Annotated in this window: 24 protein-coding genes; 16 read left to right on the forward strand and 8 right to left on the reverse strand. The window is 66.0% G+C overall.

All coding sequences use genetic code 11. The features are described from left to right. Nucleotides 1-2: 2 nt before the first annotated feature. On the reverse strand, nt 3-1,250 hold the full coding sequence (locus APT63_00680; GenBank protein AMA44242.1) for a diaminopimelate decarboxylase: 1,248 nt from the start codon (nt 1,248-1,250) through the stop codon (nt 3-5). 344 nt (nt 1,251-1,594) lie between these two features. Between APT63_00680 and APT63_00685 the strand changes: the two genes are divergently transcribed. From APT63_00685 to APT63_00695, 3 genes are all read left to right on the forward strand, one after another. Then, complete coding sequence (locus APT63_00685; protein AMA44243.1) at nt 1,595-1,927, forward strand: iron donor protein CyaY; 333 nt, start codon at nt 1,595-1,597, stop codon at nt 1,925-1,927. A 1-nt stretch (nt 1,928) separates the two neighbouring features. Further along, nucleotides 1,929-2,156 (forward strand): DNA mismatch repair protein MutT, encoded by a 228-nt coding sequence (locus APT63_00690; protein ID AMA44244.1) that lies wholly within the window; start codon nt 1,929-1,931, stop codon nt 2,154-2,156. A gap of 190 nt (nt 2,157-2,346) precedes the next feature. Further along, nucleotides 2,347-2,757: a nucleoside diphosphate kinase regulator gene (locus APT63_00695; GenBank protein AMA47753.1), complete on the forward strand. Its 411-nt coding sequence runs from the start codon at nt 2,347-2,349 to the stop codon at nt 2,755-2,757. A 10-nt stretch (nt 2,758-2,767) separates the two neighbouring features. On the opposite strand, the gene APT63_00700 is transcribed toward APT63_00695, so the two are convergent. The 3 genes from APT63_00700 to APT63_00710 form a co-directional block, all read right to left on the reverse strand. Beyond that, on the reverse strand, nt 2,768-5,392 hold the full coding sequence (locus tag APT63_00700; GenBank protein AMA44245.1) for a hypothetical protein: 2,625 nt from the start codon (nt 5,390-5,392) through the stop codon (nt 2,768-2,770). 263 nt (nt 5,393-5,655) lie between these two features. Further along, nucleotides 5,656-5,901, reverse strand: a complete 246-nt coding sequence (locus tag APT63_00705) for a DNA-binding protein (protein ID AMA44246.1) — start codon at nt 5,899-5,901, stop codon at nt 5,656-5,658. Between the two features lie 72 nt (nt 5,902-5,973). After that, nucleotides 5,974-6,276, reverse strand: coding sequence for a hypothetical protein (locus APT63_00710; GenBank protein AMA44247.1), 303 nt, complete (start codon nt 6,274-6,276; stop codon nt 5,974-5,976). A 141-nt stretch (nt 6,277-6,417) separates the two neighbouring features. On the opposite strand from APT63_00710, the gene APT63_00715 reads away from it, so the two are divergent. Then, nucleotides 6,418-7,083, forward strand: a complete 666-nt coding sequence (locus tag APT63_00715; protein AMA44248.1) for a glutathione S-transferase — start codon at nt 6,418-6,420, stop codon at nt 7,081-7,083. Between the two features lie 59 nt (nt 7,084-7,142). On the opposite strand, the gene APT63_00720 is transcribed toward APT63_00715, so the two are convergent. Further along, the gene (locus tag APT63_00720) at nt 7,143-8,537 is read right to left on the reverse strand and encodes an argininosuccinate lyase (protein ID AMA44249.1); all 1,395 of its coding nucleotides are present in this window, start codon (nt 8,535-8,537) and stop codon (nt 7,143-7,145) included. Between the two features lie 305 nt (nt 8,538-8,842). On the opposite strand from APT63_00720, the gene APT63_00725 reads away from it, so the two are divergent. The 7 genes from APT63_00725 to APT63_00755 all read left to right on the forward strand — a co-directional run bounded on the left by APT63_00725 (nt 8,843) and on the right by APT63_00755 (nt 15,228). Continuing rightward, complete coding sequence (locus APT63_00725) at nt 8,843-9,589, forward strand: two-component system response regulator (GenBank protein AMA44250.1); 747 nt, start codon at nt 8,843-8,845, stop codon at nt 9,587-9,589. A gap of 117 nt (nt 9,590-9,706) precedes the next feature. Beyond that, nucleotides 9,707-10,648 (forward strand): porphobilinogen deaminase, encoded by a 942-nt coding sequence (locus APT63_00730; GenBank protein AMA44251.1) that lies wholly within the window; start codon nt 9,707-9,709, stop codon nt 10,646-10,648. Continuing rightward, complete coding sequence (locus tag APT63_00735; protein AMA44252.1) at nt 10,645-11,412, forward strand: uroporphyrinogen-III synthase; 768 nt, start codon at nt 10,645-10,647, stop codon at nt 11,410-11,412. Before APT63_00730 ends, APT63_00735 begins: the two co-directional genes overlap by 4 nt. A gap of 43 nt (nt 11,413-11,455) precedes the next feature. Then, nucleotides 11,456-12,562, forward strand: coding sequence for a heme biosynthesis operon protein HemX (locus APT63_00740; GenBank protein AMA44253.1), 1,107 nt, complete (start codon nt 11,456-11,458; stop codon nt 12,560-12,562). After that, complete coding sequence (locus APT63_00745) at nt 12,559-13,797, forward strand: heme biosynthesis protein HemY (protein ID AMA44254.1); 1,239 nt, start codon at nt 12,559-12,561, stop codon at nt 13,795-13,797. The genes APT63_00740 and APT63_00745 overlap by 4 nt, the downstream gene beginning before the upstream one ends. Before the next feature lie 219 nt (nt 13,798-14,016). Next, complete coding sequence (locus APT63_00750) at nt 14,017-14,565, forward strand: hypothetical protein (GenBank protein AMA44255.1); 549 nt, start codon at nt 14,017-14,019, stop codon at nt 14,563-14,565. Between the two features lie 192 nt (nt 14,566-14,757). Next, nucleotides 14,758-15,228 (forward strand): transcriptional regulator, encoded by a 471-nt coding sequence (locus tag APT63_00755; protein AMA44256.1) that lies wholly within the window; start codon nt 14,758-14,760, stop codon nt 15,226-15,228. A gap of 6 nt (nt 15,229-15,234) precedes the next feature. Here APT63_00755 and APT63_00760 read toward each other — a convergent pair whose 3' ends face one another. Then, complete coding sequence (locus tag APT63_00760) at nt 15,235-15,900, reverse strand: peptidylprolyl isomerase (protein AMA44257.1); 666 nt, start codon at nt 15,898-15,900, stop codon at nt 15,235-15,237. A 158-nt stretch (nt 15,901-16,058) separates the two neighbouring features. On the opposite strand from APT63_00760, the gene APT63_00765 reads away from it, so the two are divergent. Then, nucleotides 16,059-16,928: a hypothetical protein gene (locus APT63_00765; protein AMA44258.1), complete on the forward strand. Its 870-nt coding sequence runs from the start codon at nt 16,059-16,061 to the stop codon at nt 16,926-16,928. Here the strand turns inward: APT63_00765 and APT63_00770 are convergent. Continuing rightward, entirely contained in the window at nt 16,910-17,383 is a 474-nt protein-coding gene (locus APT63_00770; protein AMA44259.1) for a hypothetical protein, read from the reverse strand. The two genes, APT63_00765 and APT63_00770, sit on opposite strands and share 19 nt — an antisense overlap. A 50-nt stretch (nt 17,384-17,433) precedes the next feature. Here APT63_00770 and APT63_00775 point away from each other — a divergent pair, with 50 nt between their 5' ends. The 4 genes from APT63_00775 (at nt 17,434) to APT63_00790 (ending at nt 21,190) form a co-directional block, all read left to right on the forward strand. Further along, the gene (locus APT63_00775) at nt 17,434-19,344 is read left to right on the forward strand and encodes an ABC transporter ATP-binding protein (GenBank protein AMA47754.1); all 1,911 of its coding nucleotides are present in this window, start codon (nt 17,434-17,436) and stop codon (nt 19,342-19,344) included. 145 nt (nt 19,345-19,489) lie between these two features. Beyond that, a complete protein-coding gene (locus tag APT63_00780) occupies nt 19,490-20,122 on the forward strand; it encodes a threonine transporter RhtB (GenBank protein ID AMA44260.1) in 633 nt (210 codons plus the stop codon). 115 nt (nt 20,123-20,237) lie between these two features. Then, nucleotides 20,238-20,483: a hypothetical protein gene (locus APT63_00785; protein AMA44261.1), complete on the forward strand. Its 246-nt coding sequence runs from the start codon at nt 20,238-20,240 to the stop codon at nt 20,481-20,483. A gap of 68 nt (nt 20,484-20,551) precedes the next feature. Then, a complete protein-coding gene (locus tag APT63_00790) occupies nt 20,552-21,190 on the forward strand; it encodes an NADH:ubiquinone oxidoreductase subunit N (protein AMA44262.1) in 639 nt (212 codons plus the stop codon). Nucleotide 21,191: 1 nt separating this feature from the next. Here the strand turns inward: APT63_00790 and APT63_00795 are convergent, their stop codons facing one another. Beyond that, a complete protein-coding gene (locus APT63_00795) occupies nt 21,192-21,629 on the reverse strand; it encodes a histidine kinase (protein ID AMA44263.1) in 438 nt (145 codons plus the stop codon). Between the last annotated feature and the right edge of the window lie 74 nt (nt 21,630-21,703).

Genomic DNA, 21,703 nt, shown 5'->3' on the forward strand with positions numbered 1-21,703 from the left:
GGTCACTCCGGCAACAGGCTTTCGCCCGCGTACAACTCGGCCACGGTTTCCCGGCGGCGCACTTCATGGGCCTGGTCGGCATCGACCAGCACCTCGGCGCAGCGACCACGGGTGTTGTAGTTGGAGCTCATCACGAAGCCATAGGCACCGGCCGATTCGACCGCCAGCAGATCGCCTTCGGCCAGGTCCAGCGTCCGCGACTTGGCGAGGAAGTCGCCGGTCTCGCAGATCGGCCCGACCACGTCGTAGCTGCGGCCTTCACCGCCCCGTGGCTGCACCGGCTTGACGCCCATCCAGGCCTGATACAGGGCCGGGCGGATCAGGTCGTTCATCGCCGCATCGACGATGGCGAAGTCCTTGTGCTCGGTGTGCTTGAGGTACTCGACGCGGGTCAGCAGGACCCCGGCATTGGCCACGATGTAGCGGCCTGGCTCGAAGACCAGGGCCAGGTCGCGATCGCCGATACGCTCGCGGACCGCCTTGACATAGTCGGTGATCAACGGCGGCTGTTCGTCGCTGTAACGCACGCCGACACCGCCGCCCAGGTCCAGGTGACGCAGGTGGATGCCGCAGTCGGCCAGGCGGTCGACCAATACCAGCAGGCGATCGAGCGCGTCGGTGAAGGGGTCCAGGGTGGTCAGCTGCGAGCCGATGTGGCAGTCGACCCCGACCAGTTCCAGGTTCGGCAGCTGGGCCGCGCGCAGGTAGAGCGCCTCGGCGTCGTCGATGGCGATGCCGAACTTGTTTTCCTTCAGGCCGGTCGAGATATACGGGTGGGTACCGGCGTCCACGTCGGGGTTGACCCGCAGCGAGACCGGTGCACGCACGTCCAGCTCGGCCGCCACGTCCTGCAGACGCTCGAGCTCGTCGGCCGACTCCACGTTGAAGCAGTGCACGCCCACTTCTAGGGCGCGGCGCATGTCCTGGCGCGTCTTGCCGACGCCCGAGAACACCACGCGGTCGGCTCGGCCGCCCGCCGCCAGCACACGTTCCAGCTCACCGCCGGAGACGATGTCGAACCCTGCGCCCAGGCGAGCCAGGACATTCAGCACACCCAGGTTGGAGTTGGCCTTGACGGCAAAGCAGACCAGGTGCGAAGTACCCTCGAGGGCATCAGTGTAGCTGCGGTAGCGCGCTTCGATGTGCGCACGCGAGTAGACGTAGGTCGGCGTGCCGAACCGTTCGGCGATGGCCGACAGCGCCACGCCCTCCGCGAACAGCGTACCGTCGCGGTAGTGGAAAGCGTCCATGGGTAACCCTTATTGGTGCTGATGCTGGTGCGAGGTGTGTGCGTCTTTGCCGTCCTTGCCATCGTCTGGCAGGTACAGCGGGCCCTTCTGACCACAGGCAGAGACGAGGCAGGCAACAGCGACCAGCGCCGCGAGGGAGGAAATCAGGCGCTTCATTGGCGAAATCCTTCGAAATAGGCAGTCTTGCGGCCGAGTATACCGAGCGGTCGCCTGCTTGCCTATGCGACGACCGGTGCGCCCGACGGGCCAGCGACCGGGCCTGACACGGTATTCTTTGCAATCGCGACCCAGCGCTCGTATCGTGCCCGGCTTGCACCGGTGCAGCCATTTTCGAGGTTCATGCAATGAGTTTGAGTGAAGCGCGTTTCCACGACCTGGTCGATGCGACCCAGCAGGCCCTGGAAGATCTGTTCGACGAAAGCGGCCTCGACCTGGACATGGAAAATTCGGCGGGCGTGCTCACCGTCACGTTCGACAGCGGCAGCCAGCTGATTTTCAGCCGCCAGGAACCCTTGCGCCAGCTGTGGCTGGCCGACCGCTCCGGCGGCTTCCACTTCGACTACGACGAAGAGAGCGGCAAGTGGGTGTGTGAGAAAAGCGAAGAGCTGCTGGGCGAAATGCTCGAGCGTATCGTCTGGGAGCGCGCCGGCGAGAAGCTGGACTTCGACGAGATCTGACATGAGTACCGACGCACGCCCCCCGAAACCGCTCTACGCCAACGTCAGTCCGGCGGTGAAGTCGCCCTGCATCGGCACGTGCCGGCTGGATGCCGAGCGCGTCTGTCTCGGCTGTCACCGTCCGGTCGAGCACATCCGCGAATGGCGCTCGGCCGACGATCAGCGTCGGCGGCAGATCCGCGACCAGGCCCAGGCTCGCGCCACCTCGGCACGTTCTGCCCAGGCTTGAGTATTCAGTAGGCTGTGGTAGGGTCGGACTGTCCGGCCCAGCCGAACACCCGTCGACCCCGTGCTGGGGCTTGTCGTCGTGCCATGTGCCAGCGAACCGCTTCTGCGGTCCGTCGCCAGCCAGGCAGGACGTTGCAGCCTCGAGCGGGGTCTTGCTTTATCTGCGCGTCAAGAAGGAGCCTGACCCGATCATGAATGCTCGACCCTCACTGACCCTGACCCGGCTGGACGTCCAGCGTCTGGAGCGTCTGCTCGACACCCTCGACGAAGCCACGCCCGGGGTCCTGGCCCTGCAGGACGAGCTGGACCGCGCCGAGCAGATCGTTGGAGCCGAGCAGGTGCCTGCCGGTGTCGTCACCATGAACTCGCGTGTGCACTGCCGCGAAGAGGCCAGCGGCAAGGACTACCACCTGACCCTCGTGTACCCGCAGGACGCCGGCGTGGACGGCAACGTGTCGATCCTCGCACCGATCGGTAGCGCCTTGCTGGGCCTCTCCGTCGGTGACCAGATCGACTGGCCGGCACCGGCGGGCAAGACCCTCAAGCTGCGGCTGCTGAGCGTCGACTACCAGCCCGAGGCGGCCGGGCACTTCGACCGCTGAACCGACCTGGTCAGGGCTCCAGCGCGTCGAGCCCGCGATTGAGCGCGTGCTCCAGCGCCTGCTTGTGCTGCAGGCAGCACAGCGTCGAGCCGATGCCTTCGTCGAACAGCTCCGACAGGTCCAGGTCGGTGAGGTAGCAGGGGTAGCGCTCGGCGCTTCGGCGCTGTTTCAGGATCTGCCTGGCGACCACGGTGTCGAGCCGATCGCCGTATTCCAGCCGCGAGAACGGCACCTGGTCGCAATACCAGGTCACTTCCTGGTCCCCTCCCGAGGTGACACGCACCAAGGCCTGTACCTCGTAATAGCACGGGTTGTCGTCCGTCGGCGTCGGCTGCGCCTCGACCCGATAGGCCTTGAAACCTGGGTCGGGCGACAGTCGATAGTAGGCCAGGGCCGGCTTGGGCCGGTGCGGCACGTCCAGCCGCAAGCGCGCGGCATGACGCACCAGCATGGCCTGCAGGAACCGGTGCAAGGGAATCAGCAACTGTCGCTCGTCGCCACACGCCTGGTGTTGGTACCAGAGCCGGTTGTGTTCATCCAGCACGTACAGGTCGGCGAACCCCGTCTGCAGCCGGTGAAAAACCTGGATGCAGTCGGTCTTGGCATGTGCCAGCAGCGCGCTCACGGCATGGCCGTCCACCCGACCGAGGCTGTCCACCCCAGACCGCGCGCGCGACTCATGGGTGCGGCTGTCCAGTGGCAGGGGGAAGGCAGAGAGCATGGCCTTGAGGCGTTCGCCAAAGACGCGGTCCTGCTCGGTGCCCAGGCCGTGGACCTGCAGGCGCGGTCTGGGCGTGTAAAGGGTCAGGCCGGCAGCCAGGTTGCGCAGGCAGTGGTCCAGGGCCTGAGGGCCTTCGTAGCGCCGCACCAGCACTTCGTTCCAGCTGGTGAGCGTCACCTGGTCGAGCGACAGGAGCACGGGGTCGCTCGGTGGCAACGTCTCGCTGCAACAGTGTATGCCGGTTTCGAGGTTGGCCAGCAGCAGGACACGGTCGGCAATGCTCGGTTGCAACAGGCGACAGTCGATCACCGTTTCCAGCGGCCACACGAGCGCCTGCCGCAGGCAGTCCAGCACGCCTGCCACACAAGCGCTATCGACACCGTTCGCAGAGGCCGACAGCACGAGCTGGGTACGCGCTGTGATCACGCCGTTGCAGTGGGCCCAGACCAGCAGTTCGACCACGTGGCGGGTCCGATGGATAAGGGCGTCCTGCGTGGCCTGCACGACGTCGCCGACCGTACCGGCATACAGACGCCACTGCCACAGGCCTGGCACCTGGGCGTCAGGCAGGCATGCCAGCGTGACCACCGCTTCTTCCAGGTTCGACGTCAGGCCAGGATTGATCACTTCGACCTTGCCCGCACGTCGCTCGAAGGCCGCATAGAGGCGTCGGCCGAGGACGCTCAGGCCATGGGGAACGGGTTGATTGGCAGGGTCGTGCAAGCCTGCGAACTGCAGGAGAAACCGGTAGCTGTGGCTCAACGCACTGACCAGGCTACTGCGTTCGGCCAGGGTCTGGCGAGCCTTCCAGTGCGCTCGGTCGTCCAGGGTCGTCACTTGGTCGGGGCGCCAGCCCCATTCGCTCACCAGGCGTGCGAGCAACTGGCACTGCCAGGCATGCCGTGTGGCATTGGCCGGCTTTTCCGCTTTCAGGTAGAGGCTGCGCCTGAGCAGCTCGAGGCGCCTGGATTCGCCCCGTTGCGTCAAGTAACGCTCGACGCGCCGATAGATCATCACGTACGGGTCCAGCGCGTCGAGCCCGGCGCGGTCGGCATGGACGGCCTGCTTGAAGTCCACGGCCAGGCAGCGCATGCGCGGGTATTCACTGGCATAGACTTCGATGAGCAACAGCTTGAGCACCGTCTTGTAAGGCGACTCGATGCCCTTGAACAGTTGCCAGAATCCTGCGCCGATGAACTCCTTCTTGGGAATGTGCGCCAGGTGCCCGAGATCGAGGTGGGCATCGCCCCGGATCAGCCCCTTGGCCAGCAGCGTCCGGGTATAGCCGTGGTAGTCCTGCTCGCACGAGGCAGGCACCAGCCACCACAGCGGTGTCTTGCCTGCGAGCCAGATCGCGGTCCGGTAGAACTCGTCGAGCAGCAAGTAATGCTGGGCTTCGCCGCAGTCTTCGGCGCTCAGTTGGCTGACCCGACGTCCTTGGGCGAAACTGCGCGGCTCGATCAGGAAGGTGTGCAGTTCGGCGCCTTGAAGGGCGGCCCAGGTCTCCAGGTGCTGGCACTTGGTACGCAGCGCCTGAAGACCGGGCTGATCGAGGTCGGCGGCATGGCAGACCCAGACGTCCATGTCGCTGCGCGCGGTTTGCGCCAACGTGCCCAGGCTGCCGATCAGGTACACCCCTTCGACGATGGGCGCGTGATCCGGCGCAGAGGCCGCCTCGGCGAGCGAGCGCGTCAGGCGCAGGGCCTCGGCCAGCTGTTGTGGGGTCGGTCGGAAACCCCAGAGGCCTGCACGCGCCATGCGCGGCACGTACCCAGGCAGGGACGGGTGGTTGAGGTGCAGCAGCAGAGGCAGCAGGTTCAGCACGCGGCGTTGAGAAGCCCCCAGACCTTCCAGCGCACGCCCCAGCCGCCCTCGATTGATCTGCATGAACCGTGCGTGCAGCACGCCGGGCAAGGCAGGTTCGACAGGGTCGGATGAGTCGGTGGGTGGAGCAAGAGGAGGGACCATTGCGCACTCGAAGCAGACAGCAGCAGCGGCGCGAGTTTAGCCTGAGTCGATCACCCGATTCAGGAAAAGTCGATGAATTGACGCCATATTTTCGTCATTCGTCGTGTGTCAGGAGGCGCGTATACCGCCTGGCTGTCGACTCCTGCACGCACAGGAGTGGACAGCCAGGCGGTGGTTTAGTGCGGCTTCACGCGATGCGAGTGGTCGACTCAGGCGACCTCGGCGATTTCCAGGATGGTCAGCAGTTGTTGGGCGTGCGCGGCCGCATCGTGCCCCAGGCTGGTCAGGTAGCCCCCGTCGGGCTGACTGGTCAGCTGCTTGTCGTGCAGACGCCGGGCCGCCTCGATCAAGCGGGGCGAGGCATTGCTATGGACCTTGATGCCCTCCTGGCTACTGTCCAGGTTGAACAGCGCGAGGACTTCCAGTTCGGCGATCAATTCAGGTGTGAAAGACATGACGACTCCTGACTTCCAGAGAGGACGGAGGCACCGGTGCCGGTGCCTGAGCCAGGAGTGTAGTCAGGCTTTTCAGGCGTTGCCTTGATCGGCCTCAGGGGGCAGTTCAGGTAACGCACGCAAGGCGTTTTCGTACCAGACATTGTCAAAAGCGCGGTCTTGTTCGAGCATGGTGTCGATCTCGATCGCCAGTACGTGCGCCATCAGGTTGAGGATGTCCTCGCGCTCGTAGCCCACCAGGCTCAGCTTGTTGTAGGTCGCTTTCGCCGCGGGCGGTTCGCCGCTCTCGATCTGGTTTTCGACGGCCTGGGTCAGGGTCGCCTCGACAAAGGCTTCTTCTTCGTCGTTGTAGTCGACGTCGTTGGACTCGCTCATGGCTCTGCTCCTGTGGATGAGCCGTCAGTGTGCCACGGGCCTGGGGACGGCGCGAACCGCCACACCCTCGGGCACTAGCCATGCACGGTCCGACAGGGCTATAACGGCTAGGCCATTTCTTACGGCCTGGAGACTGTTTTCATGCTCAAGCTTCACGGATTTCCTGTCAGCAACTACTACAACATGGTCAAGCTGGCGCTTCTGGAGAAGGGCCTGCCCTTCGAAGAGGTGCAGTTGATTCCTGGGACGACCCCGGAAACGCTGAAGGTCAGCCCACGGGGCAAGGTCCCGGTTCTGGAGACCGAGCACGGCTACCTGAGCGAAACCAGCGTGATCCTCGAATACCTGGAGCAGAGCCAGGGTGGCACATCGCTGTTGCCGGCCGATGCGTTCGAGCGGGCGAAGGTCCGTGAGCTGATGAAGGAGATCGAGCTCTACATCGAGCTGCCGGCGCGCACGTGCTACGCCCAGAGCTTCTTCGGGCAGTCGGTCGAGCCATGGGTCAAGGAAAAGGCCCGCACCGATCTGCTGGCCGGCTTCGCCACCCTCAAGCGCAGCGCGCGCTTCGCACCTTATGTCGCAGGCGAGCAGATGACCCTGGCAGACATCATGTTCTGCTTCTCGGTCGACCTGGCGGCTCAGGTCGGCAAGAAGGTCCTGAACATCGACCTGCTGGCCGACCTGCCGGAGGCTGCCGAGCTGCTGGAGCGCCTGCACCAGGGGCCACACATCGCGCGGATCAACGCCGACAAGGAGCGGATGCTGCCGACGTTCCTCGAGATGATGCGCAACAAGCGTCCTTCCTGATGAAAAAGGCCCCGGACCGCATGACGGACCGGGGCCTTTCGATTACCTGACGACCGTGCTCAGCGCGTGGCCAGCAGTGCATGGCCACGGGCGACGGCTGCGCGCACCTGTTCCGGTGCCGTGCCGCCGATGTGGTTGCGGGCGTTGACCGAGCCTTCGAGGGTCAAGACGGCGAACACGTCCTGCTCGATCTGGTCGCTGAACTGGCGTAATTCTTCCAGCTCCATTTCCGCCAGGTCCTTGTTGCAGTCCACGCCATGCTTGACCGCATGGCCGACGATCTCGTGGCAATCGCGGAACGGCAGGCCGCGACGCACCAGGTAGTCGGCCAGGTCGGTGGCCGTGGAAAAACCACGCAGCGCCGCCTCGCGCATCACCTCACGGCACGGCTTGATCGCCGGCACCATGTCGGCGAAGGCCCGCAGCGAGTCGCGCAGCGTGTCGGCGGCATCGAACAGCGGTTCCTTGTCTTCCTGGTTGTCCTTGTTGTAGGCCAGTGGCTGGCCCTTCATCAGGGTCAGCAGCCCGGTCAGCGCGCCGAACACGCGGCCGCTCTTGCCACGCACCAGTTCCGGCACGTCGGGGTTCTTCTTCTGCGGCATGATCGAGCTGCCCGTGCAGAAGCGATCCGGCAGGTGGATGAAGTGGAACTGGGCGCTGGTCCACAGCACCAGCTCTTCGGAGAAGCGCGACAGGTGCATCATCGCGATGCTGGCCGCGGCACAGAACTCGATGGCGAAATCACGATCCGACACGCCGTCGAGCGAGTTGCCGCCGACGGTCTCGAAACCGAGCAGCTTGCAGGTCAGCTCGCGGTCCACCGGGTAGGTGGTGCCGGCCAGGGCAGCACTGCCCAGCGGCATGCGGTTGGTGCGCTTGCGGCAGTCCACCAGGCGCTCGTAGTCGCGCGACAGCATCTCGAACCAGGCCAGCAGGTGGTGGCCGAAGGTCACCGGCTGCGCGGTCTGCAGGTGGGTGAAGCCCGGCATGATGGTGGCGGCTTCACGTTCGGCCTGCTCCAGCAGGCCTTTCTGCAGACGGGTGATCTCGCTCAGGATCAGGTCGATCTCGTCACGCAGCCAGAGGCGGATGTCGGTGGCGACCTGGTCGTTGCGGCTACGGCCGGTGTGCAGCTTCTTGCCGGTGATGCCGATGCGGTCGGTCAGGCGCGCTTCGATGTTCATGTGCACGTCTTCGAGGTCGACGCGCCAGTCGAAACTGCCGGCTTCGATCTCGGCCTGGATGGTCTTCAGGCCGTCGATGATGGTGTCGCGCTCGTGCTCGTCGAGCACGCCAACCTGGGCCAGCATCGTGGCGTGGGCGATCGAGCCCATGATGTCGTGACGGTACAGGCGCTTGTCGAAGTCGACCGAGGCGGTGAAGCGGGCGACGAAGGCGTCGACGGGCTCGCTGAAGCGGCCGCCCCAGGACTGGTTGGTCTTGTCGGTGCTCATGGATTCACTCGTAGCTGGCGTGATCTGAAAAAGTGGCGTCGATCATAACAGGGTTGTGCCTTGCCTCGCAGGGCGCAGGCGCCGGACCGGATGTGCGAAAGTGCCTGGAAACCGCTCGGACGATCAACGATTGAACGGCAACGCGGCAAGGACCGTCTACAGTTGGACAGAGGGTCGGCGGCAGGTACCGCGACCCAGTGAATCTTTGGCCATCGCATCGGTCTGAGCGTGGACCACGGTGTCGGTCGATCCGCACCTCGGCACGCCAGTTCATTTGCGAGACTCATTCAGGAATCCAGCAATATATGAATGTCCTGATCGTTGACGACGAAACCCAATCCCGTGACCGCCTGAGCCGCTTGCTCGGCGAGCTGGAGGGGTACACCGTGCTGGAGCCTGGCGCCACCAATGGCGAAGAGGCCTTGGCCCTGATCGAGAGCCTCAAGCCCGATGTGGTGCTGCTGGATGTCGCCATGCCGGGCCTCGATGGCCTGCAGGTGGCAGCGCGCCTGTGCGAGCGCGAAGCGCCGCCGGCCGTGGTGTTCTGCACCGAGGGCGAGGACGCTGCCCATCAGCCGTTCGAGGACAGCGCGCTCAGCCACGTGGCCAAGCCGGTGCAGCCGCAGGCGCTGCGCGAGGCCCTGCGCAAGGCCGAACGACCCAACCGCACGCAGCTGGCGGCGCTGACGCGACCTGCCAACGAAAGCGGCGGCGGCCCGCGCAGCCACATCAGTGCCCGGACGCGCAAAGGCATCGAACTGATCCCGCTGGGCCAGGTGGTGTACTTCATCGCCGACCACAAGTACGTGACCTTGCGCCACGAAGGTGGCGAAGTCCTGCTCGATGAACCGCTCAAGGCCCTGGAAGACGAATTCGGTGACCGTTTCGTGCGCATCCACCGCAACGCCCTGGTGTCGCGCGAACGCATCGAGCGTCTGCAGCGTACGCCGCTCGGGCACTTCCAGCTGTTCCTCAAAGGCCTGGACGGCGATGCGCTGACCGTCAGCCGGCGTCACGTTGCGGGTGTGCGCAAGATGATGCAGACGCTCTAGACCGGGCGGACCACGAGAGGGTCAGCCTCGCGAAAGGGCGCCAGGTTGACCGGTGTCCGCTGGCGAGGCGAGCAGAGCTGTTATCATCGGGGGCATTTCTCTCGTTCGGGGCGTTTCATGTCCACTCGCGAAATCCGCATCGCCACTCGCAAGAGTGCCCTGGCCCTCTGGCAGGCCGAATACGTCAAGGCACGCCTGGAGTCCGCCCATCCGGGCTTGCTCGTCTCGCTGGTCCCCATGGTCAGTCGTGGCGACAAGCTGCTCGATTCCCCACTGTCGAAGATCGGCGGCAAGGGCCTGTTCGTCAAGGAGCTGGAAACCGCTCTGCTCGAAGGGCAGGCCGACATCGCCGTGCATTCGATGAAGGATGTGCCGATGGACTTCCCCGAGGGGTTGGGCCTGTACTGCATCTGCGAGCGGGAAGACCCTCGGGACGCCTTCGTCTCCAACCGCTACAAGAGCCTGGACGAACTGCCCCTGGGCAGCGTCGTCGGCACCTCGAGTCTGCGTCGACAGACCCAGCTGCTGTCACACCGACCCGACCTGGAGATCCGCTTCCTGCGTGGCAACGTCAACACGCGTCTGGCCAAGCTCGATGCCGGCGAGTATGACGCGATCATTCTTGCCGCCGCCGGGCTGATCCGCCTGGGCTTCGAGTCGCGCATCACCGACAGTCTCGACGTCACCTACAGCCTGCCCGCAGGCGGTCAAGGGGCGGTGGGCATCGAATGTCGCAGTGCCGACAGCGACATCCAGGCGTTGCTGGCACCGCTGCACCATCTGGAGACGGCCGACCGCGTGGTGGCCGAGCGGGCGCTCAACAAGCGTCTGAACGGCGGCTGCCAGGTGCCGATCGCCAGCTATGCCGTGCTCGAAGGCGACCAGCTGTGGTTGCGCGCCATGGTCGGTCAGCCCGACGGTGGGGCGCTCTTGCGGGCTGAGGCACGGGGTCCCAGGACCGCAGCCGACCTGCTGGGTGTGCAGGTTGCCGACGACCTGCTCGACCAGGGCGCCGACGTCATCCTCACGGCGGTGTACGGCGAGGCCGGGCATCCGTGAAAGGCTGGCGCCTGCTGCTGACCCGGCCTGTGGAGGAGTGTGCCGACCTGGCGCAGGCCTTGGCGGACGTCGGTGTCGTCAGCAGCAGCCTGCCGTTGCTGCATATCGAGCCCTTGCCGTTTGGCACCGCCCAGCGCGACGTGTTGCACGACCTGAATGCCTATCAGGCGATCATCGTGGTCAGCAAGCCTGCGGCGCGGTTGTTGCTGGCTGCGACGCCCCCTGATGCCCTGGCCGGCCTTCGCGCGGCGTGGTTCACGGTCGGCGCGGCGACGGCAGGGGTGCTGGCCCGAGGCGGCATCACTGCTCGCTACCCTGACCAGGGGGACGACAGCGAAGCGCTGCTTGCGCTGGACGCGTTGAGCGCGGCCCTCGACGTGCCGGCGCCGCGCGTGCTGATCGTGCGTGGCGAGGGAGGTCGCGAACGGCTGGCCGAGTGTCTTGCCGAGCAAGGCGCCAGGGTCGATTATCTGGAACTGTATCGCCGCTGCCTGCCGGACTATCCAGAGGGGGCGCTGGCCCGCGTGGTCGACGGGGAACGCCTCAATGGCCTGGTGGTCAGCAGTGGTCAGGGCTTCGAACATTTGTACCGCCTGGCCGGTGAGGCATGGCCTCGCCTGGCGCAGCTGACGCTGTTCGCGCCCAGCCCCCGGGTGGCCGATCATGCCCGGGCGGTGGGTGCACAGCACGTTGTGGATTGCCGTGGCGCCAGCGCCGCGGCCTTGATGGCAGCCGTGCAGCGATGCGCTGTACCTGGCTCTTAGGCGCTCTGCGCGAGCAGCGTGCCCCAATGCAAAGGATGGATACGTGAGCGAAACTGTCTTGCCTAACACTGAACCGTCACCGGTGCCCAAGACGCCGGACACTCCACCGGCTGCCGCGCCGCGCCGCTCGGGCACGGGCAATGGCTTGGCCATCCTGGCGCTGCTGCTCGGCGCAGCCGGCGTTGCCGCGGGTGGCTGGGGCGTCTGGCAAGTGCGCCAGATCCAGGCCAACGAGCAGGGTCAGGGCCAGCACCTGCAAGCTCTCAACGAGCGCACCGCCAGCCTGCAGCAACGCGAGCAGCAGATCACGGCGCAGTTGCAGAGCCTGCCGGCCGCCAGCGAGCTGGAAGACCGTCGCCGACTGGTCACGCAGCTGCAGGGCGATCAGCAGCGGCTCAGCCAGCGTCTGGAAACCGTGCTGGGCGCCAGCCGCAAGGACTGGCGCCTGGCCGAGGCCGAGCACCTGCTGCGTCTGGCCACCCTGCGCCTGTCGGCCTTGCAGGACATCGACAGCGCCAAGGCCCTGGTCGAAGGGGCCGACGAGATCCTGCGCGAGCAGAGCGATCCGGGTTCGTTTGCTGCCCGCGAGCAGCTGGCCCGCAGCCTGGCCGTGCTCAACAGCACCCAGCAGCCCGATCGCACCGGCCTGTTCCTCAAACTGGCCGCCCAGCGTGACCTGGTGCAACAGCTCAGCGCCCAGTCGCCTGATTTTGCCAGCGATGCCAACGCCCTGGGCGCAGTGACGTCCGACGGCGATGTCGCCAGTCGTTGGTCGCGCTGGTGGGCCGAGATGTCGAAGTACTTCCAGATGGAATTCGGCGCCGACAAGAACGTGCGTCCCCTGCTGGCAGGGCAGTCGCTCAACCAGCTGCGGCTGGCGCTGAGCCTGACCCTCGAGCAGGCACAATGGGCCGCGCTCAACGGCGAGACCCAGGTCTATCGCCAGGCGCTGGACGAAGCCCGCAGCGTGCTGCAGGCCAACTTCAATGCCGACAACCCGCAAAGCAAGACCATGCTCGACAGCCTCAACGCGCTGGCCGAAGCGCCCGTGGCAGTGGACGTGCCTGACCTCAGCGCCAGCCTGACCGCCGTGCAAGCCTATATCGCCCGCCGCCACCTGCCAGCTGAAAACGCGGAGGCCAAGCCATGAAGCGGGCTTACCTGCTAGTGGTCATCGCCATCGCGGTAGCGGCGGCCCTGGGCATCGCCATCGCCAAGCACAGCGGCTACGTGCTGATCGCCTATGGCGGCTTCCGCTACCAGTCCAGTCTCTGGGCCACGCTGGGCCTGCTGTTGGCCGCGCTCTTGCTGGCGGCGCTGGTGCGCTACCTGATCGGCCTGGTCCTGGTCTCCAGTGGCGTGGTCAACCCATGGTCGCGCCGCAACCGCAGCCGTCGTACCCAGGTGGCGATCAAGCAAGGCCAGCTCGACCTCGCCGAGGGCCGCTGGGCCAGTGCCCAGCGCCACCTGCACCGGGCCGCCGAAGCCGAACGCTACCCGCTGTTCTACTACCTGGGCGCGGCACGTGCCGCCAACGAGCAAGGCCGCTACGACGAGCGCGACACCCTGCTCGAGCGTGCGCTGGAACGCCAACCCCAGGCCGAGCTGGCGGTCGCCCTGAGCCACGCACAGTTGCAGATGGACCAGGGCCAGGACGACCAGGCGCTGGAAACGCTCGACGCCATGCAGGCACGCTACCCCGGCAACGCCCAGGTGCTCAGGCTGCTGCAGCGCCTGCACGTGCGCCGTGGCGACTGGTCTGCAGTGATCCGCCTGTTGCCTGAACTGCGCAAGAGCAAGGTCCTGCCGGCGGCCGAGCTGGCCGAACTCGAGCAGCGTGCCTGGGGGCAGAACCTGTCCCTGACCCATGAAGGCAACGACGATGCCCAGGCGGTGCGCCAAGCCCTGGAACGCGCCTGGGAGCAGCTCACGGCCGCCCAGCGCCAGGAGCCACGTCTGGTGCTGGCCTATGCCGAGCAACTGCGTCAGGCAGGTGCGCAGAAAGAAGCCGAGCACGTGCTGCGTACTGCGCTCAAGCGCCAGTACGAAAGCCCGCTGGCACGCCTGTATGGCCTGGTCCGCGGGGACGATCCGGCGCGTCAGCTGCAATTTGCCGAGGGTCTGCTCAAGGCCCACCCCAGCGACCCGAGCCTGTTGCTGACGCTGGGCCGTCTCTGTCTGCAGCAACGCTTGTGGGGCAAGGCGCGGGACTACCTGGAGAGCAGCCTGCGCTTCCAGCGCAATCCGGAGACCTGTGCCGAACTGGCGCGGTTGCTGGCCAGCCTGGGTGAAACGACGCGCAGCAATCAGCTGTTCGAGGAGGGACTGGGCCTGCTCGACGAACGCCTGCTGGCGTTGCCGTTGCCCGAGGGTAAGCGTACCTGATGCCACCGCCGAACCCGTGTAAAGGCACGGGTTCGGCTGGCGAAGCCGTGTTTTCCAGCGTCCGAAAAGAACATCCAAAGCATGTTCTAGGAATTTTCCCACAGAAATTAAGAGACTTTCCTTCCGTATCAGCGACGTATCCTGCCTGTAGTGCCTTGAAACAAACCCGGCACATCCTCTAACGTTCCCGTCCCACCATTTATCCACAGGGCTTGGAACATGTCGCAGGTTCGTTTGCATTCCCTGTATTTCCCCGCATTGCTGGGCTGCCTCGGCATGCTGGCAGCCAGTCTGTACCTCGAGGCCAGCGCGGCACTCACCCCTTGTATCCTGTGCTTCACGTTGCGGTGCCTGATAGGCGCCTTTGCCTTCGTGTGCCTGGGGATGATCGTGCAGACGCCAGGGCCGAGGGGCGTGCGGGTCTACACCGGCCTGGCACTGATCCTGGCCGGGAGCGGGATAGCCCTGGCTGCACGGCATGTCTGGCTGCAGGTCAGGGTCGGTGAAGGGGTCTGCGTCCGCGGGTACGAGGTCGACCCCCAAGGCTGGGCGGCGCTGCGCCATGCGCTCAAGGTGCTGATCGAGGGCGAGCCGGCGTGTTCGTCCATCCGCTGGAGCTTCCTGGACCTCACATTGCCGGAGTGGAGCCTGCTGGCGTTCGTGCTGCTGGCACTGGTCCCGTTATCAGGCCTCATCGGCCATCTGCTGCCATCCCCTGCACGGCTGGTCGAGCGCGAACCGAGCACACCTTCGCTCGACCAGCGGTGATCTGTCGCTGCGCCAAAGACTTGTGTGAACGAGTGCCCTTGCGTACCTTGAAGCGCAGTCGATGCGCACGCTGCGTTTCGCACGGCTACCTCTACAACAACGGCTCGATGCCAGCCTGCGGATGACACCTTTCGTACCGCCACCCACGCGCTACCAGGTGCGGGGGCATCGCCCAGAAGGGAAGATCTCGTCATGCTCGATAGTTGCCAGAATGCCCAGGAACGCTGGGGTGGCGTCAACCAACTGATCGACCGGTGGCTCAAGGAGCGCGAGGAACTGGTCCGAGCGTTCGGCGACCTGCGCGATGCCCGTACCGCGTTCGCCGACAAGCGCCAACACGAACGCTTCTGCGAAATCCTCGTGGACTACGTGTCCGCCTGGCATTTCGAAGTCTGCGAGCAATTGGTCACCGAGGCCAAGTCGTTCGGCGACCAGAAGGCCCTGGGCCTGGCCGAGCAGCTCAACCCGCGCATCAACGAAATCACTGAAATCGCGCTGGCGTTCAACGACCACTGCGTCAAGGCTGCCTGCAGCGACGCCGAACGCTTCGCGCGCAAGCTGGGCGAGCTGGGCAGCCTGCTGCACGAGCGGTTCGAGCTGGAGGACTGCCTCATCGAGGTCCTGCACAACACGCACCGCGAGCAGGATGCCGTCGAAGCCTGAGGTCGCTCAGGGCTTGACCGCCACCAGCTCGACGTTGAAGACCAACGGCGTGTCGGGCGGGATCAGATCTCCCGCCCCGTCAGCGCCATAGGCCTGTGCCGACGGGATGACGATACGGCCCTTGGCGCCAGGCTTCATCTGCAACAGCGCCACGCGCCAGCCGGCGATCACCGAGTCCAGCGCGAACCACTGGGGCTGCTGGCTCTGGTCGAACACCGAGCCGTCCGGCAACCGCCCCTGATAGCGCACCTGCACCTTGCCGTCCGCACGGGGTGCGTCACCCGCGCCCGCTGCCAGCTCGGTATAGAGCACCCCTTGAGCCAGTTCGCGCACACCCGGGCGGGCGCGTTCTTCGGCCATGAAACGTGTTTCCGCTGCCTGGCGACTGGCGTCGCTCGGGGCCTCGGCAGCGATGGCCATGGCTTCGTCATGCTGCTGCAGGAGCGCATCGATACGTGACTGCTCGAGCCGCAAGGGCTTGCCCTGATAGCCCTGGCGCAACCCTTCGATCAAGGTCTCCAGCTGAAGGTCCGGGACTTCGGCGTGCAGGCGCTGGCCCAGGCTGACGCCGACCCCGTAGGACAGGTCGTCGGTGCTGGTGGAGGGCTGTGCGGGAGCGGCCAGGCAGACGCTACTGCACAGGGCCAGGGCCAGGATCGGATAGCGAGGCATGCTCGGCTCCTGTGGAAGGGAAACGGCCAGTATGCCCAAAGTAGGCCGGGCATGAGAATGGCCGAACGCACAGGCGGTGTGCAGACACGGGACGCCTCTGGCGGTCGTCGTGGCAGAGGCCTAGTATGGGACGCACACTCGTCAGTCAGGAGGTACCCATGCCGTCCAAGAAGAAGTCTGTCAGTACGCCCTTGCATTTGCTCCAGCAGTTGTCCGACAGCCTGCTCGAGACGCTGGAAGACGCTTGTTCACAGGCCTTGGCCGACGCCGAGAAGGTGCTGGCCAAGCTGGAGAAGCGGCGCGGCAAGGCACAGGAAAAGCTCCACGACGCGCGCCTGAAACTGCAGGACCATGCCGCCGCTGGCAAGAGCAAGGCACAAGGCAAGACGCGCAAGGCGATCGACGAGCTGGAAGCCTTGCTCGACACGCTCAAGGCCCGTCAGACCGAAACCCGGACGTACATCCAGACGCTCAAGCGTGACGTCGAAGACAGCCTGGCCCTGGCCCAGGGGGTCGGCAAGGTGCGCGAGGCCGTGAACGAGCGCCTGGCCCAGCGTGACGGAAAGTCCTCACAAAAACCGGCTGCACAGCGGACCCAGGTCCAGTCTGAGCCGGTGGCTGACGAAACGCCTGCCGCCAAGCCAACCCGTACCCGCGACACGAAGGTCGTCAGCAGCCGCGCGCCGCGCAAGGCAGCCGGCGATCAGGCGCCCACCGTGTCGACGGCCCGTCGTTCGGCCAGCGCGACGAACGCTGCTGGCTCGCAGACGTCGGCCACCGCCAAGCCGGCGGCCTCACGTCGGACGGCCACCGCCAAGACCCCTGCAGACGCGACCGGCTCGGCCTCTGCGCCGGGCGCTACCCAGGCACCGGCCCGGGCACCTCGCAAGCCCGCGGCCAAGCGCACCGTCAAGCCGGCCGGGCCACAGGCCGATACACCGGTCGCCGCAGGCCGCACGCCTGCAGCGGCGGTATCGGAAGGGGTGTCCTACACGGCAACCGACTCGGCTCAGGCCTCCGAGGCCTGAAGCGCCTGGGCCGCGACGCGCAACCGTTCCAGCGCGTCTTGGCCCTCGGGCTGCACAGGCACCAAGCCCTCCAGCCAGTCCTGTGCAGCGCCCGCCTCACTGGCCCAGCCGTTCGCCAGGCGCTCCAAGCGTTCGAGCAGCACGCGTTCGGCACTCAGCTCCAGAGCCTTGACCTGCTCGCGCAGCTCGGCCAGCGCAGGGTCCAGCAGGGCCTGCGCCTTCCAGCCCGTGCGTAGCGCCCTCAAGGGGGCGATCACCGGTGCCTGCCACGCCTGCGCCAGCGCGCGCAGCGCCTCCACACGTGCCGGCGTCACCGGTACATGCCGCGCCTGCAGCCAAGTGCCGCACAGCGCCAGGCAGACATCGCCGCCCTGGGCTTGCAGCTCCAGGCAGGCCGTTTCCACGCCCGGCCTGCGGTACAGGGCGATGGCGTGATTCCATAGATCGGTAGGCATTGTTCGACTCGCGCCAGGGGTCATGGAAGCTGGTAGACTCCGCGACCATCATGATCAGACTAACCAACCTCACTTTACAGCGTGGTCCTCAGCGCCTGCTAGATGGCGCCGAGATGACCCTGCACGCCGGTCACAAGGCCGGGCTCATCGGCGCCAACGGCGCCGGCAAATCCAGCCTGTTCGCCTTGCTGCGCGGCGAGTTGTCGCCCGACGGCGGCGACTGCCGCCTGCCGGCGGACTGGCGCATCGCGCACATGCGCCAGGAGGTCGATACCCTCGATCGCCTGGCGGTGGACTACGTGCTCGATGGCGACCATCGCCTGCGCCAGGTCCAGGCCGCGCTGGAGGTGGCCGAGCAGGCCCAGGACGGCAGCGCCCTGGCACGCCTGCACAGTGAGCTGGAAAGCGCCGACGGCTATACCGCCGATGCCCGTGCGCGCAAGCTGCTGGCGGGTCTGGGCTTCAGCAACGAGCAGATGGAGCGCCGCGTGGGCGACTTCTCCGGTGGCTGGCGGATGCGCCTGAACCTGGCCCAGGCGCTGATGTGCCCGTCCGACCTGCTGCTGCTCGACGAGCCGACCAACCACCTGGACCTGGACGCCATTCTCTGGCTCGAGGACTGGCTCAAGGGCTACCCCGGCACATTGCTGCTGATCTCCCACGACCGCGACTTCCTCGATGCGGTCGTCGACCATGTGGTGCACGTCGAACAGTGCAAGCTCAACCTGTACCGCGGCGGCTACAGTGCCTTCGAGCGCACCCGCGCCGAACGCCTGGCGCAACAGCAGCAGGCGTTCGAGAAGCAGCAGGCGCGCCGTGCGCACATGGAAAAGTACATCGCCCGTTTCCGCGCCCAGGCTACCAAGGCGCGTCAGGCCCAGAGCCGGATCAAGGCCCTGGAGCGGATGGAAGAGCTGTCGGCCGCGCACGTGGACTCGCCGTTCGACTTCAGCTTCCGTGAATCGGAGAAGATCTCCAGCCCTCTGCTGGACCTGTCCGAAGGGCAGCTCGGCTACGGTGACAAGGTCATCCTGGAGAAGGTCAAGCTGCAGCTGGTGCCCGGCGCACGCATCGGCCTGCTGGGCCCCAACGGCGCCGGCAAGTCGACCCTGATCAAGAACCTGGTCGGCGAGCTGACGCCCCTGGGCGGCCGCCTGGTCCGTGGCGAGAACCTTGCCGTGGGCTACTTCGCCCAGCACCAGCTCGACTCGCTGGACGACAAGGCCAGCCCGCTGTTGCACCTGCAACGCCTGGCACCGGGCGAGCGCGAGCAGACCCTGCGCGACTTCCTCGGCGGTTTCGACTTCCATGGCAACCGGGTCGACGAGCCGGTGGTGAATTTCTCGGGTGGCGAGAAGGCGCGCCTGGCCCTGGCGCTGATCGCCTGGGAACGGCCCAACCTGTTGCTGCTCGACGAACCGACCAACCACCTGGACCTGGAAATGCGCCTGGCGCTGACCATGGCCTTGCAGGAGTTCGCTGGAGCCGTGGTGGTGGTCTCCCACGACCGTCACCTGCTCAAGAGTACCACCGACGACTTCCTGCTGGTGGCCGAAGGCAAGGTGCAGGCATTCGACGGCGACCTGGACGACTACAGCCGCTGGCTGGTCGACTACCGCCAACGGCATGCACCGGTGAGCACCACGGCAGGCAACCCGGACAAGACCGACAAGAAGGCGCAGCGCCAGGCGGCCGCCACGCTCCGCCAGCAGCTGGCGCCGCACAAGCGTGCCGCCGAGAAGCTGGAAAACGAACTGGGTCAGGTGCACGGGCAGCTGGCCGAGATCGAGACGGCCCTGGGCGACAGCGGCCTCTACGACGCCTCGCGCAAGGAGCAGCTGCGCGAGCTGCTGGCACGTCAGGGCACGCTCAAGCAGCGTGAAGGCGAGCTGGAGGAGGCGTGGATGGAAGCCCTGGAAACCCTCGAGACCCTGCAGGCCGAGCTGGAAGCGTTGTCCTGAGGGACGCCCTGCGAAGCGTCACGACCCGCCACGGCTGAGCGGGTCGACGCCGGCAGGGCGACACGCTACAGTCGCCGACACACACACGCACTCATTGGCCTCACGGGCAGGCTGCGTGTCCGCACGAGACAAGGGAGGTGGAGCAATGTCCATGGAGACCTGGCTGGGTTTCTTCGTCGCCTGTTGGGTCATCAGCTTGTCGCCGGGGGCCGGTGCCATCGCCTCGATGTCCAGCGGTCTGCAGCATGGCTTCTGGCGCGGCTACTGGAACGCGATCGGCCTGCAGCTGGGCCTGCTGTTGCAGATCGCCGTGGTGGCGGCAGGTGTCGGCGCGATCCTGGCCGCATCGGCCACGGCGTTCCAGGTGATCAAGTGGTTCGGCGTCGGCTACCTGCTGTTCCTGGCCTTCAGGCAATGGCGCGCCCTGCCGGCCGACCTGGGGGACGACACGGCCGTGCGACCGGCTGCCAAGCCGCTGGGGCTGGTGATGCGCGGCCTGCTGATCAACGTCAGCAACCCCAAGGCCCTGGTGTTCATGCTGGCGGTCCTGCCGCAGTTCATCGACCCGCATCAGCCCCTGGTGCCGCAGTACCTGACGATCGCCGCGACCATGGTCGTCGTCGACCTGGTGGTGATGGCCGGTTACACCGGGCTGGCCTCGCGTGTGCTGCGCCTGTTGCGCACGCCACGCCAGCAGCGCCGGGTGAACCGCACCTTCGCCGGGCTGTTCGTCGGCGCGGCCACCTTGCTGGCCAGTCTGCGCCGCGCACCGCTCTGAATCGACCTCTGCGCCTTCTGCGTTGTCTACCCGTTGGCGGGCAAGTCCCACTTGCCCGATCCATCATCCAACGCCGTAGGGCCGATCGCCGATCGGCCGGCCAGAAGGAGGCACCATGGACGCACCTGTTCATCCGTTATCCGAGGTTTTCCAGCAGCTGGGCCTGCCTGACGATGCCGTCGAGATCGACAAGTTCATCACCACCCATTCGCCCCTGGACCAGGACGTGAAACTGGTGGACGCACCGTTCTGGACCGACGCGCAACGCGCGTTCCTCAAGGAAAGCTACGAGAAGGACGCCGACTGGATCCCGATGATCGACCAGCTCAACGTCATGCTGCACGAAAAGCCCGAGGTGTAGGCGCCGAGCGGTGCTGGAGAGCTGGGACGGCGTTGCTATGCTCGAAGGATCGAGGAGGGGACGCAGTCATGAAAGATCCCTATGCACCCGCGTTCTGGTGCGCCCTGGCCATCCTGGGCGTACTGACCGGCGGTTATTTCTTCGGCATCCGCAGCGCCTATGACCTGCACCGTGCCCAGCTGTTTCTCTATGCTGCTGCCGGCCTCGTCGTCGCGGCGGCGCTGGTCACGCTGGTCTGGATCGCCTGGCAGCATCTGCGCCTGAACCGGCGCGAGCTGGTCCAGGGCCATACGCTGGTCACCATCTGGAACACCAAGGTTGCCCTGCGCCGCGTGGAGACGGTCTTCGATCGCTACCTGTGGGGAAGCCACTGGCATTGTGGGCGCACCTTCGAGGAAGTCATGGGCGAGCTGCGCGGTACGCCGCTGGACCAGAGCCTCGAGGCGCTCAGGCAACAATGCCGTGAACTGGACCGTGAGTTGCGCGATGGTCGCCAGCATTGGCAGGCCAATGCGCGCGATCTGTCCAGCGTCGCGGCGGCCATGACGCGGGAACGCTACCGACTCGACGTGAACGAGCCTTCTTCCGCGGCCTCGACGGGCACGGCCGTGCTCAACCGCGACATCGAGGTGCTGGTCTATACCTGGTCGGCCCGCCTGCGCAGTTTCGACCATCAACTCGACGACCTCGAACGCGCCTACCACTGAGTCACTCGCCGCGGATGTACTGTTCCAGCTGCTGGATCAGGTTGGCCTGTTCGGCGATGGTTTCCTTGACCAGGTCGCCGATCGACAGCAGCCCCATCAGCTCGCCATTGGCCACCACGGGCAGGTGGCGCAGGTGGCGGTTGGTCATCAGGCTCATGCAGTATTCCAGGTTGTGGCGCGGCTCGACGGTGAACACCGGTGAACTCATGATCTCGCGCACGGGCGTGGCAGCCGAAGAGCGCCCCTTGAGCACCAGCTTGCGCGCATAGTCCCGCTCACTGACAATGCCGACCACCTGGCCGTCCTCGACCACCGGCAGCGCACCGATGTTCTTCTCGGCCAATGTCTTCAAGGCTTCCAGCACCGAATCTTCAGGGCCGATGGTGTACACGGCCTGATGCTGCGCCTTGGTCTTGAGTATTTCTTCGACGTTCTTCATGGGAGCCTCGCGAACGGGACAGGGCAAGTGGGCACGCCCAAGCATCCCGCAGACGCCGCAGGCAGGTCATGCGC

The organism is Pseudomonas monteilii (assembly GCA_001534745.1).
In the GTDB taxonomy this organism is placed as follows: Bacteria; Pseudomonadota; Gammaproteobacteria; order Pseudomonadales; family Pseudomonadaceae; genus Aquipseudomonas; species Aquipseudomonas alabamensis.

Bases quoted from the DNA above. Each gene is read 5' to 3' on its own strand.
- APT63_00680 (AMA44242.1), bottom strand. From the start codon at position 1,250: ATGGACGCTTTCCACTACCGCGACGGTACGCTGTTCGCGGAGGGCGTG.
- APT63_00785 (AMA44261.1), top strand. From the start codon at position 20,238: ATGGACGCACCTGTTCATCCGTTATCCGAGGTTTTCCAGCAGCTGGGC.
- APT63_00760 (AMA44257.1), bottom strand. From the start codon at position 15,900: ATGCCTCGCTATCCGATCCTGGCCCTGGCCCTGTGCAGTAGCGTCTGC.
- APT63_00730 (AMA44251.1), top strand. From the start codon at position 9,707: ATGTCCACTCGCGAAATCCGCATCGCCACTCGCAAGAGTGCCCTGGCC.
- APT63_00685 (AMA44243.1), top strand. From the start codon at position 1,595: ATGAGTTTGAGTGAAGCGCGTTTCCACGACCTGGTCGATGCGACCCAG.
- APT63_00775 (AMA47754.1), top strand. From the start codon at position 17,434: ATGATCAGACTAACCAACCTCACTTTACAGCGTGGTCCTCAGCGCCTG.
- APT63_00725 (AMA44250.1), top strand. From the start codon at position 8,843: ATGAATGTCCTGATCGTTGACGACGAAACCCAATCCCGTGACCGCCTG.
- APT63_00720 (AMA44249.1), bottom strand. From the start codon at position 8,537: ATGAGCACCGACAAGACCAACCAGTCCTGGGGCGGCCGCTTCAGCGAG.
- APT63_00745 (AMA44254.1), top strand. From the start codon at position 12,559: ATGAAGCGGGCTTACCTGCTAGTGGTCATCGCCATCGCGGTAGCGGCG.
- APT63_00795 (AMA44263.1), bottom strand. From the start codon at position 21,629: ATGAAGAACGTCGAAGAAATACTCAAGACCAAGGCGCAGCATCAGGCC.
- APT63_00790 (AMA44262.1), top strand. From the start codon at position 20,552: ATGAAAGATCCCTATGCACCCGCGTTCTGGTGCGCCCTGGCCATCCTG.
- APT63_00705 (AMA44246.1), bottom strand. From the start codon at position 5,901: ATGTCTTTCACACCTGAATTGATCGCCGAACTGGAAGTCCTCGCGCTG.
- APT63_00755 (AMA44256.1), top strand. From the start codon at position 14,758: ATGCTCGATAGTTGCCAGAATGCCCAGGAACGCTGGGGTGGCGTCAAC.
- APT63_00765 (AMA44258.1), top strand. From the start codon at position 16,059: ATGCCGTCCAAGAAGAAGTCTGTCAGTACGCCCTTGCATTTGCTCCAG.
- APT63_00750 (AMA44255.1), top strand. From the start codon at position 14,017: ATGTCGCAGGTTCGTTTGCATTCCCTGTATTTCCCCGCATTGCTGGGC.
- APT63_00780 (AMA44260.1), top strand. From the start codon at position 19,490: ATGTCCATGGAGACCTGGCTGGGTTTCTTCGTCGCCTGTTGGGTCATC.
- APT63_00690 (AMA44244.1), top strand. From the start codon at position 1,929: ATGAGTACCGACGCACGCCCCCCGAAACCGCTCTACGCCAACGTCAGT.
- APT63_00710 (AMA44247.1), bottom strand. From the start codon at position 6,276: ATGAGCGAGTCCAACGACGTCGACTACAACGACGAAGAAGAAGCCTTT.
- APT63_00695 (AMA47753.1), top strand. From the start codon at position 2,347: ATGAATGCTCGACCCTCACTGACCCTGACCCGGCTGGACGTCCAGCGT.
- APT63_00770 (AMA44259.1), bottom strand. From the start codon at position 17,383: ATGCCTACCGATCTATGGAATCACGCCATCGCCCTGTACCGCAGGCCG.
- APT63_00715 (AMA44248.1), top strand. From the start codon at position 6,418: ATGCTCAAGCTTCACGGATTTCCTGTCAGCAACTACTACAACATGGTC.